The organism is Nocardia sp. NBC_01499, from assembly GCF_045040275.1.
Taxonomy (GTDB): domain Bacteria; phylum Actinomycetota; class Actinomycetes; order Mycobacteriales; family Mycobacteriaceae; genus Nocardia.
Genome location: NZ_CP109426.1, coordinates 3450055 through 3463791 on the forward strand (window position 1 = coordinate 3450055; position 13737 = coordinate 3463791).

14 protein-coding genes are annotated in these 13737 nt (G+C 64.0%); 13 read left to right on the forward strand and 1 reads right to left on the reverse strand.

What is annotated here, in order from left to right:
• Positions 1–384: 384 nt before the first annotated feature.
• Positions 385–2028 (reverse strand): Hsp70 family protein, encoded by a 1644-nt coding sequence (locus tag OG203_RS15895; RefSeq protein ID WP_405166429.1) that lies wholly within the window; start codon positions 2026–2028, stop codon positions 385–387.
• A 574-nt stretch (positions 2029–2602) separates the two neighbouring features.
• Between OG203_RS15895 and OG203_RS15900 the strand changes: the two genes are divergently transcribed.
• The 13 genes from OG203_RS15900 (at position 2603) to OG203_RS15960 (ending at position 13605) form a co-directional block, all read left to right on the forward strand.
• Positions 2603–3202, forward strand: coding sequence for a hypothetical protein (locus tag OG203_RS15900; RefSeq protein WP_405166430.1), 600 nt, complete (start codon positions 2603–2605; stop codon positions 3200–3202).
• Positions 3203–3430: 228 nt separating this feature from the next.
• A complete protein-coding gene (locus tag OG203_RS15905) occupies positions 3431–3931 on the forward strand; it encodes an SLOG family protein (protein WP_405166431.1) in 501 nt (166 codons plus the stop codon).
• A gap of 287 nt (positions 3932–4218) precedes the next feature.
• On the forward strand, positions 4219–5313 hold the full coding sequence (locus OG203_RS15910) for a DUF4192 domain-containing protein (RefSeq protein ID WP_405166432.1): 1095 nt from the start codon (positions 4219–4221) through the stop codon (positions 5311–5313).
• Between the two features lie 741 nt (positions 5314–6054).
• Entirely contained in the window at positions 6055–6222 is a 168-nt protein-coding gene (locus OG203_RS15915; protein ID WP_405166433.1) for a hypothetical protein, read from the forward strand.
• An 8-nt stretch (positions 6223–6230) separates the two neighbouring features.
• Positions 6231–6758 carry a magnesium chelatase domain-containing protein gene (locus tag OG203_RS15920; RefSeq protein WP_405167886.1) on the forward strand — a complete coding sequence of 176 codons (528 nt, stop codon included), beginning with the start codon at positions 6231–6233 and terminating at the stop codon, positions 6756–6758.
• Between the two features lie 190 nt (positions 6759–6948).
• Positions 6949–7098 carry a hypothetical protein gene (locus OG203_RS15925; protein WP_405166434.1) on the forward strand — a complete coding sequence of 50 codons (150 nt, stop codon included), beginning with the start codon at positions 6949–6951 and terminating at the stop codon, positions 7096–7098.
• A 152-nt stretch (positions 7099–7250) separates the two neighbouring features.
• On the forward strand, positions 7251–7643 hold the full coding sequence (locus OG203_RS15930; RefSeq protein WP_405166435.1) for a hypothetical protein: 393 nt from the start codon (positions 7251–7253) through the stop codon (positions 7641–7643).
• A 176-nt stretch (positions 7644–7819) separates the two neighbouring features.
• Entirely contained in the window at positions 7820–8761 is a 942-nt protein-coding gene (locus OG203_RS15935; RefSeq protein WP_405166436.1) for a DUF3560 domain-containing protein, read from the forward strand.
• Positions 8758–9282, forward strand: a complete 525-nt coding sequence (locus tag OG203_RS15940) for a hypothetical protein (RefSeq protein WP_405166437.1) — start codon at positions 8758–8760, stop codon at positions 9280–9282. Before OG203_RS15935 ends, OG203_RS15940 begins: the two co-directional genes overlap by 4 nt.
• A 313-nt stretch (positions 9283–9595) precedes the next feature.
• Positions 9596–10375: a hypothetical protein gene (locus OG203_RS15945; RefSeq protein WP_405166438.1), complete on the forward strand. Its 780-nt coding sequence runs from the start codon at positions 9596–9598 to the stop codon at positions 10373–10375.
• A gap of 733 nt (positions 10376–11108) precedes the next feature.
• On the forward strand, positions 11109–11924 hold the full coding sequence (locus OG203_RS15950; protein ID WP_405166439.1) for a hypothetical protein: 816 nt from the start codon (positions 11109–11111) through the stop codon (positions 11922–11924).
• Between the two features lie 125 nt (positions 11925–12049).
• Positions 12050–12661: a hypothetical protein gene (locus tag OG203_RS15955; protein WP_405166440.1), complete on the forward strand. Its 612-nt coding sequence runs from the start codon at positions 12050–12052 to the stop codon at positions 12659–12661.
• Positions 12658–13605 carry a bifunctional DNA primase/polymerase gene (locus OG203_RS15960; protein ID WP_405166441.1) on the forward strand — a complete coding sequence of 316 codons (948 nt, stop codon included), beginning with the start codon at positions 12658–12660 and terminating at the stop codon, positions 13603–13605. The genes OG203_RS15955 and OG203_RS15960 overlap by 4 nt, the downstream gene beginning before the upstream one ends.
• The last annotated feature ends 132 nt before the right edge of the window (positions 13606–13737 follow it).

Sequence of the window (13737 nt, forward strand, 5' to 3'; positions counted from 1 at the left end):
GACTTCGCTGCCATCAGCTCCGACCAAACGTGGCTTGCCAGGGTCTTGCCGGACCCGCCTGGTCGTGAGGCCTTCCCAACCCGCGAGATTCGTCGGCGCCGCGCAAGGACCTGGCAGGCTGCGTCACAGGATTGACAATCACCGGTCGAGCTCGAAGCTAACAGGGCGCCGAATCTGCCAACCGCGGCATCCAAGAGTCGAAAGAAGAAGCCGGCCCGCATTCCTCGCTATCGACCGGCTTCTTTCTTCTATCGACTAAACTGCAGTTGCCGTTGGCCCGCATCAATCCATTCTGCTCATTCAAGCTGACTGTGCCAGAACCGTTCGGCCAGTAAACCAAGACCACATCAGACTGGATCGCCACACGGACGTCGGGGGCAGCTCCTATCGGTCGTGGAAATCCACCTGCATCTGTTTACGTACACCGTTTGCCTTTTGGGTGGCTGTCGCCGAGAGTTCTGTCTCACCGAAGGATATCGAGACATCGAAGCCTCGCTTGGGCACTTCCAGATGCATGACATCGCGAAGATTCAGTGACATTGAACCGATCTCTTCGCAGCCTGTGTCGGTCACGTACCTCGGATCGCGATCGCGGGTTCGGAAAAGGCGCACGCTCACCTTCCGGGTTTTCTCGCCAATTGGTTCCAGGTCCTCTTCTGTTACCTCTTGGCCAACCGCGACCGAGTCACCTGCTCGGACAAATATTCCAAATCGTTCTGTGCATACCTTGTCGCCCTCCCAAGTGATCGCTGCAGCGTTCTCGGGATCGCCGGACTCGAATGGCTTCGCCATCGCGATTCCATATGTGTATTTCGACCGGCGGCGCCGCGTCTGAGGGTCGTAGGAATAATGTGCCCCGCCAATTAAGACTGCGGCTTCCGGGTGAGGCGGAATGAGGATCGATGCACGGCCCCGGAAGTGAGTATTCAAGCGCTGTTTCAGATAGGAGGATCTGGCGAATCCCCCCACCAAAATGATGAGTTCACCGCCAGCACGCGGCGTGGTTTGTCGCTGGAGTTCGTCCAGTTGGACGTCGATCATCTCGGTGATCGGAGCGATCACTTCTTCGAACAAGGACCGGACTTCGTCGGGGTTCACCACGATGCGGGTGTCCACACCGTCCTGGACCGTACGAAGGCCAGCGATAGTTTCATCGGTCAGATTCCTGTGCAGCTCTACAGGAATCGGGATATCGATCGAGGCTGGCGTTTGAGCACTGACGTGATACTTCGCTTGCTCGAAAGCATCGATCAGGTCCCCGATGATCGACGGCATGACGGCGCTGAGACGCTTGTACTCAACCTTTCCGCCCAAGCGGGAGGTCAGTATCCGCTGCTGGAATGCCTTGTTGAGAATCAGAGATCCGAGCAGTCCGCCGGTGGGCTTTCCGATCTCGCCCAACCCGCCGTCATCTTCGACCTGATAGGTCGTGATATCGACTGTCCCACCGCCACAGTCGACCACCACGAAGCGCGCCCCGGGATCGTTCATATCCGGAAGCGGGGCACCGTCGATCCCTACTGGCTTGATTCCGGAAACGCGGACATAGTAGGCCGCCGCTTCGGGTTCATAGATTAGCGTCAGGCGCTCGTCGGGATACCCTGCGGCAACGGCAGCACGGCGAGTGGCCTGCTTGGAAGAGTCTTCCCATGTTGCGGGAACGCTGATCGACCAGCGAATGTCATCTGGACCGTAGCCGCTGAGGCTGACCTCGCTGACGGCCGTGTCATAGATCTGTTTGAGCATCATCGCCGCCAGCCTTTCCCGCGATCGCTCTTGGTCGTTGATGGCAAGGACACCACCCGGCTGAGATCCAGTATGTCGGCGATGCAGCGAGATCTTCGAACCTTTCTTCAGTTTGTAATTCGCCATCCGACGGTTGGTTTGCCTTGTCCGCGCGAGGTTTTTCGCTTCGGCGCCCCACGCAACCACCTTGTTCTTGGTGTTGAGAAGAAGGCAGCTGGGCGTCTTGGGGTACTTGAACGGCTGGCCCGGCCAATGGTCGAGAAGACTGATCTGCCGGGTCATGGGGTCATCGTTTGCAGTCCCGAGTACCACCCATGCATAGCCGGACCCGTGGGTGCCGAAGTCGACATGAACTACAACAGAGCACTGCTTCGGTGTCACTCGCCCTCACACGATTCCGTGTCCACAATCACCCATGCGTAGCCGGATCCCTTGGTGCCGAAGTCAATCGCGACTACGGCCGAGGACACTGACGGGACGAGCTTAGAAGTTTCGGACACATCACTCCTCAACAGTCATACCTGATTGCTATTGGCCAAACACGTTAGCTGCGGCGCCGCCAGACACCTCCGTCGGGGCGGCAGCCACTCGTTTCCCAGGATCCGGGATCGAACGCATCATCGTCAACGAAGTAACACCGGCGTCGGGATGGAACGTGTGCCCCACAGCCCGATAGTGCTGACGCACAATGCATTTCAATCGCCGCAGCATTGGTGTCACGCACGTGCAGACCAAGTCAGTCCACGCGGGCGTGAACCCCAGCCCCAATCGCAAATTGCCGAGGCAGAATGCTCGAGACGGTGGCGCTCGAGACGGCGCGGCTCAACGTACGAAAGTAGCCGCTTATCGAGCTGCGGTGGGCTCCCACATAAAGACCGACGCGCGACCCGGCAGACAGGTACGCGCCGATCTACTCAGCCGACCAACACTAGAGGCGTCCGTCGGAGCAAAATTCGATCCGAACGCCGACTTCGAAGACCAGCTCGCCACCGTCGCCTCCGATCTTCTCGGCGAGGCGATCGCCGAGGCCCGCGCCAACTTGCCCAACCCGATCAGCGCACTCACCGACGACCGTGAACCTTACCGTCGGTCGAGTACAACCCCACCGGCAGATTCGTCCGCCACCCGCACGCCGATCGTCGTCACCGACGCACGGTGGGGATCTCTTCGCGCGGAACAGGATCGATCGGGACACACTGTGCTGCACATCGATCCAGTCGACCCCGAAACAAAGGCGCGACTCTTCCTACGCGGCACCGAACTCGTCGGTGACCGGATCACCCGCGACGACATCGACGTCACGGTGTATCGCGGGGAACGCGACGATCGCCCGGTGGTGCATATCGACACCTTCGATCACACCGGACCGATCCGCATCAACCTCAACGATGGACCAGCCGTCTATCACGGCGACCCCGCGACCGGCGAGCGGTTCACCGACTACACCGATTTCTGAATAGTCGCGTCGCCGGGCCCGTTCTGCGGGCGCTCGGAGATGGTGCCGTCGGCGGTCGGTCGTGTGTCAAGCCCGCGGGGAAAAGCGCCCGCGGGCTTGACACCCTTCCCGCCGCCGCGGCTGCCGACGCGCGCCCCACAGAACGGGCCCGGCGTCGAGACCGATTGCGCTCAACCACTTTCCGGCTCTCTCCGGCACCGGTACATGCTTCACTTCCTGGAGGTTGTCGTGTACAGAGCAATGTTCAGCCAGCCCACCTTCGACACCGTTGGCATGCGCCTGGAATTGGCCGTCACCATCTCGCACACTCCACCGCCGGCTCCCGACGCCCCGCTGCGTCGCGGCCGCCGAATCCTGATCACTGGCTCCCGCAGTTGGACCGACCACGCCACCATCCGGGCGGCGCTGGCCGAGCTCTGGTCCCCGGACGTGGTGCTGGTATCGGGGACCTGCCCGCGTGGCGCCGACGCCCAATGCGAGGCGTGCTGGCAGGCATGGGGCGGCCGGGTCGAGCGACATCCTGCCGATTGGGACCGGCTCGGACGCCGCGCCGGGTTCGTACGTAACGAGCAGATGGTGCGAGCCGGCGCCGATCTGTGTGTGGCGTTCATTCGTAACGACTCGGCCGGTGCCACCCACACCGCCCGCATGGCCCAGCAAGCGGGCATCCCAACGCGGATCTTCCGCACCACCGATACCCCGACCGTGGCCGACCAAGTTCGCGAGTGACACCTTGTTCGACCTGCGGCCACCGACCGCACCGCGGTGTCCTCCTTGGACACATCGCCTACCAGGCAGACACCCGGTCGAACCGGGTAGCGACTTCGTCCATTTCGGCGCGGAGGTCCGTGGCCAGCACTCGCGCGCCGCGGGCGTGCCTCCAGGCGACACCCACCGCCCAACGACTCATTACACCGTCTTGGGGTGGGTTGATTGCTCGCCGTCGGCGAGCGGTGACGAACCGAGAGATTCGGTTTGCTCTCTCTCCAATCCTGTTCTCTAGCAGAGGAGTTCCCGTGCCTTATCTTGATGATGCTGGTGATCTGATCGCCGCGATACCGGCGATCCTCGGCTTTGTTCCTGAACGTTCCCTCCTGATCGCGGTGTTGACCGATCCGGAGTGTGATCCGCCTCCTGACAATGCTCATGTGTTCGTAGTTATGCGGTTCGATCTCGATCTGCCTGACGGGCTCATCCGCGGTCTTGCTGAACTTGCTGCCGAGGCTGTCGCCACGATCTGCTCTTCGGCTGACTCCACCGAGGTCTTGGCGGTGATCGTCGATGACCGGGTCACAGGCCCTGCTCCGCAGCGAGGCAGCCGTGATCGCGGAGCACACGCCACATTGATCGATTCCCTCGTCGAGAATCTCGCTGGTTACCCGATCGGTGTAGCCAGCGGGTGGGCGACTGCGGCGATCGAGCCTGGCGGGCTGTGGTGGACCATCCTCGGGCCCCCTCGCCAAGGGCTGATTCCGGACCCGACAACCTCGATGGCAACGAGCGCCGAGGACAAACCGGTCTACGCTTCGCGTTCGGAACTTCTTGCCTTGATCGAACCGGATCAGGAAACAATCGAACGCGTCAGCCTCCGGTTGCCTGCGGCGAGAGCGGCAGTTCTCCGCCGTTATGCCGCAAGCCGACGTGACGGAGATCCTGACGGCGGTACTCGTTGGGGTTTTCAGCGTGTACTCGAACTTATCGCCGGGCTCGATTCCGGCCGTCCGCCAACGGTTTCGCAGACCGCCGAAGCGGCTGCCTTGCTGGCTGATCGTCGTACTCGAGATGGATTGCTGGCCACAGCGCTAAGCAACTTTGCACACCCTGCCGAATCGTTGTGGTCGTATTTGACCCGTACTTTGCCCGATCCGGAACGCGCTGAGGCAGCGACCCTGCTGGCTTACAGTGCCTATGTTCGTCGCGACGGCGCATTAGCGGGTGTCGCGGTGCAGGCGGCGCTGCAGGCTGATCCCGAGCATTCGTTCGCGGTCATGCTCGATGCGGCGCTTGAGTTGGGTCTGGACCCGGAAAGCATGCGTCGCCTCGGTCGCTCCGGTGCCGAATTTGTCAACGGACTCGGTATCGACACCGACTGGCCGGAGCCTTCCTCATGAGTCGCGTACCAACCGATTAGCAGTGGCTTCACGCGATCACAGATCGCCAAGCCCACCTGCTGTGCTTCGAAGCTATCGGTTACGCGCGCGGGTACTGCAACGCCATCGGCATCAGCTCTGCTGGTGCCATCGATTTCGGACATGCGTACGCGGTTTTGATTGGATCGCAGCGCTCGCGACCCACGATCGAGGGCGCGTGGCGCAACTGGCAAGCCGCCCTCGACATCAGCACCCTTTCCAGCAGCGTCGAGCGACGATCCCCGAACCTCCGCGAACGATACGAAACCGATTCAGCTCAAACATAATTCACGACGCTGTTTCGTGCGCGCGGTCGGTGGGCGGCACCCTCTACACCGGCGGACGCGGGTGCCTGTTGAGTGCGCCCACCAGCCCCACCGCACCGCAGCGGTTCATCCGCTGAGTCTACGCACGCGACTTTATCGAATGTGCTTGCATACCAGTCGGTTTCGCTGGGCCCCATTCCTGCTTACTGCGTCCTGGAGACCCATCAGTCAGCAGCTCCTCTACTCACTTCCGACCTCCGGGACCAACCCGAAGGAGCTATTTCATGAATCACCGTTTGTTCGTTCACTTTTCGATGGTGACCAAGATCGGTCTGACACCTACTCTCACCCGCCGCAGGACCACCGGTCGTCGTCGAGCCGGCCGCTCGCCCAATCTACGATTCAGCGCCACGCAGAGTTGTCATGGCCGGTGGTCGTTGTTCGGGAAGGTATCGCGGTGAAGGCCGATACGCGGCACCGTGCGTCGGCATTGTTGTCGCGTAAGGCGTCGGAGGCGTGCCGTCCGATACAGGATTTGATAGCACGATTGGGCGTGGAGCTCGCCGCCGCGGTGGTAGCCGGTGATTGGCCGATCGCGCTCGACCGCCAGGCAGGCCCGCGATGACCCGGGCGATGGCGTGGTCGGTCACGCTGGGAAACCCAGTGGCCCAGCCCTTCTCGGTGACCGCCACCCTCGGCGCCCCCGCACCTACGGAATCCGGATACACGGACTTGGCTCAAGAGTGTCGAGATCGGGTACGAGCCGCACTGTTCAACAGCGCTGAGCTGTGGCCGCCAGTCGAAGTTCAGCTATCGATATCAGGTATGCCGCATCCCGCGGGCATCGCCGATCTGGCAGTGGCGGTATCAGTCCTCGCGGCGGCAGGGCGATTTCGTTCGATGCCATTGGAGAAGATCCTGTTCGTGGCCGAGCTCGGACTCGATGGCGCACTGCGTGCGGTCGAGGGGACCTGGGCCGCGTTCGATGCTGCTCCGCTGCTGGGAATCACCCATGCAGTCGTGCCGCAAGCGCTGCTACCCGAGTTCGGTGCGTCGACCGAATTCCTTGTCCTGGGCGCACCGACGCTGAGCGCGGTGCTGGCATGGCTGCGCGGCACGCACGCGCTGCCGTGCGCTGGCACCCACCGTTGGGGCACGTAGAGCGCATCCGCGATCAGTAACACCACTGCCACACCGATGAGCCGTCTTCGACACCGCCACCGCGTGCCCGACAGCTCTTCTAACCGATTCCGGCCCGACCGCGCCGACTCCATCGACGATCTCGCTGTCCGCGCGATGTGCCTGGCCTGAACCCCGCTTCATCCCCCATCCACCACAGGAGGTAATTGCGATGACGGACACCATCACTCGCGACGGATTCGACCGCCGCGCTCACTTCGGCTACGCCGGGCCGGTCTCCGCACTCACCGACCCCGACACCGCTCGACCGTTGCGGTCGGAACCGGTCAACGTAGCCTCGCGCCCCAAGGCGGGGCAATGATGTCCCGGCGTCTCCCGCTGGCACACGCCCGCGCAACAGCGCGCTGGTGGCTGCGTACACGTTCTCGCCATTCAGGACACCGGCTGCCTGCTTCCCCACTGCTGGTCGCCGCGTGTTTTTCTCGCACTCTCATCACCGGTAGCGATCCGGAAATGCTGGGTCTGGTAAGGGATTTGGCGGCCATCAGCTGGCGCAGCCACAACCAGGAACATCCCGGATTCGAGCCCGGGGAACAATCCGCGGCCACCGAATCAGCGCTCACCCACGAGGTACTGCTCGCTGAGCTCGACCATCACATCCGCCAGCGGCTGCCGCATCGCCGTCGCCGTAACGCCCGCGTGCACACCGAGCCGCTGGTCGCGGTGATCGACCGGCTTGTCGCACTCACGATCACCCGTGCCGTTCTCGCCGGGGCCGGGGCTGCGCGGATCCGTGAGATCGAGACCGCGCTGATCGATCTCGCTACCGGCTATGACCAGCTCAGCACCGATCTGATGCGCGGGCGGCGCCGGGAACCGCGCTTCGCCACCAGCCGCGCTATCTGAACAACCCTCACACCCACTTAAAGATGTCTGCGGTTCGAGAAGGGATCGCACCGAGAACACGGATTGTTTCGTCATCCGGATCGTCGGCATCGCCCCCGCTGACACCGACAGCCAGCACACCGCGCCAGTCCCGACTGCGACTCCGGCGCCTCCCTGGTCCCGCACCCGGGATCGGCTTGCTCGAGCATCGCCCGACACCGCTCACGTCCGGCGCGCTCTCTGATTTTTCGACTGCACCTTCATTGGAAGGACGTAATCAGATGAGTCGCATCACAATTCGCCACAACCGTCAACTCGGCACGCTTGTCTACGGCACCTGCCGCGGCATGACCGGGATCGGGAAGGCGCTCACCGAGTGGCCCTGCAATTTCCGGGGGTCAGAGAACCTTCCCGACGACGAGGAGTTGGGTGACCCGTTCTGGTATCTGCCGCACTCGCGGCGCCGCCGCGCCGACACCTACAAGATCGACGCTGCGGTCGCGCGTCTGCGCGAACTCGGTCACGAGGTCGATGTCGAAATCGATGACACGACGCCGGCGGTCGACTTTGCCGGGTTCATGGAGGAGAAATACGACCGGGCCAGCGACCGGGCCGCCTACCAGCAGTACATGGCGCGGCGCGAGTTCTGGACATCCGACACCATCCGAGCGGCCAACCAGCGCACCTACGACATGCTCAACGGTCAGCCGATTCTCGTTGGCCATCATTCCGAGCATCGTCACCGGCGCTTGCTGGATCGGCTGTGGCAGCGTGAGGGCAAGGCGTGGGCCCTCTACGACAAGGCCAAACATCGCATCGACCGTGCGACGGCGGCAGCGAATTTCCGTGCCTACAAGGAGACCCAGGCACCACGCAGCGCCGCATCCTCGGCATCGAAACCGATCTCTGCCGAATCGGCAAGGCACTGGAAGAGCATGGCGACCGGTGGTCGGATCACGTCTTGGCGATCACGCGCGCCGAGATCGTGGAAAAACTCGAGGAAATCGACTACTGGTGGCGCGTCCTCGACGAGGCGGGTGTGCATGTCTGGAGTCCGGACGATTTCGCGGTGGGGGACTTCGTCGCGTGGGCTCACGGAAGCTGGCACGAGGTCGCTCGGGTCAATCCGAAGTCGGTGAGTGTGGCCGGTCTCTACGACACCGTCGGCGGGCGAATCCAAACCATGGGGGCCCTGACCCGCCGCAATTGCCGTCCGCAGCCGTTGCCGTATCACAAGGTGGTCGGCCATCTCACCGCCGCGCAGGCCCGTGAGCAGTTCCCCGAGGTGTTCGTGAACCTCGACGCCGCGCCTGTCCGTCCGCGTCCGAGCAAGAAGCGCGGCAGCGTCAAACTCGATCACCATCACGCCGCCGAGGGTGAACGCTGGGAATGGCGGGTCGGCGACGTCGAGTACCGCGCGTTCTGGCGTCATCCGCAGAACTGGTGGCGCGGCGAGCACGAGCCGGTGACCGAGCCGGGCGTCATTCACATCACGGCGTATCGAGCCGGGAAAACACCCACATTCGTGTCCCGCGGCGAACCTGTCGCGGTCGCGGTCTCCGAGATCGCAATCGAGGGCGACATCGCGTGGGTCGAGGAGGTCCACAACCAACTACGTGACCACGTCCAGACCCATTACGCCGAACGCGCCGCCGCTTGACGCAGTCGGGTCGGGCGGTCCGGCACCGCCCGACCTCCTCGCCGAGACCACTCTCAGGACCGCGCTTTCCCGCGTGGTCCACCAGCTTCCGAATCACCTGCCACGGAGCCGATCCCGGTGACCCTCGACCGTTATCCACTCACACCGAATCGCCGCCACCGTGACCGGGCCACGTCTGCCCACCTCGTCGGCCGCCGAACAACGCCCACGGACCGTCGAAGTGTGACCGCCTTGCGTCCAGGCTATGCACCAAACCCGCACGCAACGCCAATTGCCTTGCGCCCCAGGCGCTCCAACTCACCAGGAGTCTGTGATGCCCATCCCTGCGATAGAGGTTCGTCGTGCGTTGACCGACACCGAAATCGGTGCCCTCGCCCAGAGGATCGCCAACGCGGCATCGATGCCGGAGTTGTTCTCCGCCGCGGTTCGCGGCCTGTTCGACACGCTGTTGGCCGACCATGGCCGCCGGTTCGACGACTTCGACCACGACCATCCACTCGATCCTCGACAGTTCGCGATTCCCAGCATCCAGTGGCAGGCACTCGCCGGCGCGGTCACCTCCCGCGCCGACCAATGGGGCGCCGCCGCCACGATCGGATTCGAGTTGGTCAATATCTGGCCGAGTACCTTCGACGACCCGGCCGTGCCCGAACCCCAGCCGACCGTCATCGACCGTCGCCCGCACCAATTCCAAATACACCTCAGCCGGGATGCTGCCGACGAAATAGCCAAGTGTGAAGACCACCTCTCGTCGCTGGCCAATTACTACGGCCACACATCGACGCACTACCTCGACGCGATGCGCAGTTGGCACAGCCTGGTGGTCGGATTGTTCGCCACCCGCCGCGGCACCGACACCACCGTGACGCGTGACGGTCGTCTCTCGCTACTGGTCAACTGCGACCACCTGACCTACGCCGCGGTATTCCACGGATGGCACCGCAATTGCACCGACCCCGCCTGCCACGCGACCGCATCAGATGACGGATCCTGGTGCAAGCCCTACGACGACGCGCCGATTCTCGACCACGCGCATGTGCCGAGCTATCCATTCGACGCACCCCAACCCGGCGATTGGTCGTTCCACTCGTAGATCGCTGACTACGAGGCCATCGACGGCGCACTTGCGCGCTCCCGGCCGGACAACCTGCGTGCTGGTGATCATCTCCGGCGGCGATTTCGAACATGAGCCCGCGCCGCTACCAGACCCTTTCAACACCCCGCACGCACGCCGGCCACGGAACGCGCGAAACACAGTCCGGCAGAAAGGCATCAACACATGCGCACCATCGGATACTGCGAGCACTGCCACGCGGTCAAGAACGTCACCATCTCCCCGAAGCACTTGATTCTCGGCAACCTGATCGGCATTTGCGACGACTGCGCCGCCGACCTTGAACCATCAGCTGGCCGCGCACCGGGAGCCCGCACGGACTCCGTACACCCCCCGACCGTCCGGCGCGATAACGCTGCACGACACGACGACCGGACGACATCGCCATACCAGGGCGCGTGCCACAGTCCCGAAGACCCACCGCCGCAACCACATCCACGACCCTCGGGCTGACGGCATGGCGGTCTTGTCTTGGCCGTCTGTCGCTACTTCCTGAGTTCCGACTGACGTGTCGGTGTTGTGGTCGGGTCCGCCCGTGTGGCGGGCGCTTGTGATGCTGCCGACGGCGCTCGGTCGTGTGTCAAGCCTGCGGGAAAAGCGCCCGCAGGCTTGACACCCTTCCCGACGCCGTGGCGAGGGGGACGCGCCCGCCACACGGGCCGAGCCCCGCCTCTGCGGGTGTTCGCACTGCCCCTCGTCACTGGAGTGAGCCATGAAACTTCTCTACACCGCGACGTGGACCGACCACGCCCAGCACGCACTCGCCTCCGCGATGGCGGCGTTCACGACCTGGGTCGCCGCCGAAGCATCGGTCAACTCTTTTATCACAGCACGCCAACAGCTTTCGCGCCCCGATCACGACGAGTACTCGGCGTCGCTGGTCGAGCTGCGTGACGGAGGCACCATTCAGCGGACACGGCTGTGGGCTGTGCAAGACCGCCGCCTGTCGGGCACGTCTTCCACGACCATCAGTGTCGAGGTACGGGGTGAGGGTCGGTCGTGCGGCGCGCCGTCGATCGTGGCCTCGCTGCTCGGTCACGGCTTGCGGCCGGCTGTCGGTGAGGACCTGTTGACCACGGCGCCCCGCTATATTGCCGGGTCGGCCGCCGCTGGTGAACAGCTTGCCGAGCAGGTATCGGCGTTCGATCGTCGCGTGCCGATCGTGGTGATGATGCACATGCCCGACCTGTTCACCCGCCTGCGCCGTAGCGCGTCCGGCTTCGACACGATCGCGAACCGCACCGCTGCCGCGGTCGCGGGCGTGGCCAATGTCGTGGTCGTCGACCCCGCCAGCGTCGCAGGGTTCAACGACGCGCTCGGCCCTGACCACGCCGTCGGTCCCGGCCACTTGCGGATCTTTCGACCGGGCGTGGATCCGGCGGTCGACGGCGAGCACGCCAATCACCCGCGGCTTTCACCGGGCCGCTGGTACGCAGACGAATATCTGGCACCCCGCTACGTAGCTCGCCGCACGACCACCCCGCATACCGTCGCAGCGCGGCGCCGCCGCGTGCCCGTCCTGGTCTGAGGTTCCCCGACCAACCGATCAGTGCCCGATTTCCGGCGGGCCGCGCGACGAGCAACAGCCCGCCGGAACCTCACGTGGGCACCGCCGAATCCCGAACGCCCTGCTCGTAGGAAGGGACAAATCTTATGCCGGGAGCACGTAAGCGCCATGCCGATCGAATCGCCGCAGCCATTCCGCTCGGGAAAGACCTCCAAACCCACGGCCGCGAATGCGATAACGTCTGGTGGGCCCGCAGAAGCGATCGGCACGACTGGTTCTGGCTGACCACACCCTTGTCGGTCAACGCCCGCGGCGACACAGCAATTCACGAATCCAATTACGCAGTCGCGCAACACTGCATCGCCGCCGTCTCACCATTCGGCACCGACTATCGCATCGATCTCTGGCCTGGCGGACAGATCCACACCCTGACCGTGCGTGCCGACGACGCCGCCGCGCTGCGTGAGCTCGACCGGATCATCACCGCGTTACAGGACTGCCCGATCCTCGACGAGCAGGACGTCTCGGCGCGGGAGTGGCACCACAATCATCCCGACGGCGGCGAACGCGAATGCTACGCCGAACCGGGTTGTAGCTGCATCTACAGCACACATCGCCACCATGTGGAGGTCACGGCCGACGGCTCCGCCTATCCCGAGTGCGCGGTATGCGGGACCGACGTCGAGGACTGGAATCCCGGCCGATACGACCCCACTGATCCGCGTCCCGATCGCCAGCCGACGGGCCACCGATCATGACCGTCGAACAGTGGGCGGACGCGGTCGACGTGCAATTAGCCCACATCGCGCCGGGTGCCCCTTTCACCGAACGGGTCGCGCCGATGATGCAGATGGCACTGGCCGCGGCGGCGGCCGGGAACTATGTGTTTCCTTTGCGCCCAGCCGACAAACGCCCGGCCATCAAAGGCTGGCAGGACGCCGCCACCCGAGAGCAGGCTGCTATCCGCCGATTCTGGCGCACGATGCCGTTCAACATCGGTATCGCCTGCGATCCCAGCCGACTACTGATCCTCGACCTCGACGCGCGCGCCGACGGCGACCCACCTCCGCAATGGTCCGGCGCCGTCGACGGACGCGATGTGCTGACCCGCCTGGCCGAGGGCGCGGGCAGGCCGATTCCCTCGCAGACCCTGACCGTTCGAACCCCCGCAGGATGGCATCTCTATTTCCGGCCGCCACCGCGGTCCGATCTCGGCAACAGCACCGCCCGGCTGGGCTGGCATGTGGACACCCGCGGCGTCGGCGGCTATGTCGTCGCGCCCGGGTCGCGCTGCTCCAGCGGCGTGTATCGGATCGTTCGCCGCACACCGGTCGCGGACCTGCCCGACTGGCTGGCCGACGCGCTCACGCCGCCGCCACGATCGCCGCGACATCCCTTGGTATTACCCGACTATCGCGCCCACGCCTACATCTCGAAGGTTCTCCGTAGCGAGGCGGACGCGGTCACCTCAGCACCCACCGGCCAACGGCATCTGACACTGCTGCGTGCCGCGGGGGCGTTGGGACGGCTCGTCGGCGGCGGAGAACTTGATGAACATGAGGCTCGCGCGGTCCTGCACGATGCCGCCCGCCAGCACATCGGATACGACGGATTCACCGAAGCCGAGGCCGCCCGGACAATCGACGACGGCCTCGCCTATGGGGCGCTCCGCCCACGCCGCATTAGGAGGAATTGCATTTGATGCAACATAGCGCAACTTTGTAGAACCGCCGTCTCCCCTGCTTGTTGCGTGCTCGATACGGGATGACAGTGGGATCGGAATTTCGTTTGCCCTGGCCCGTTTCAGCAATGCATCAATGATGCATCTGATACA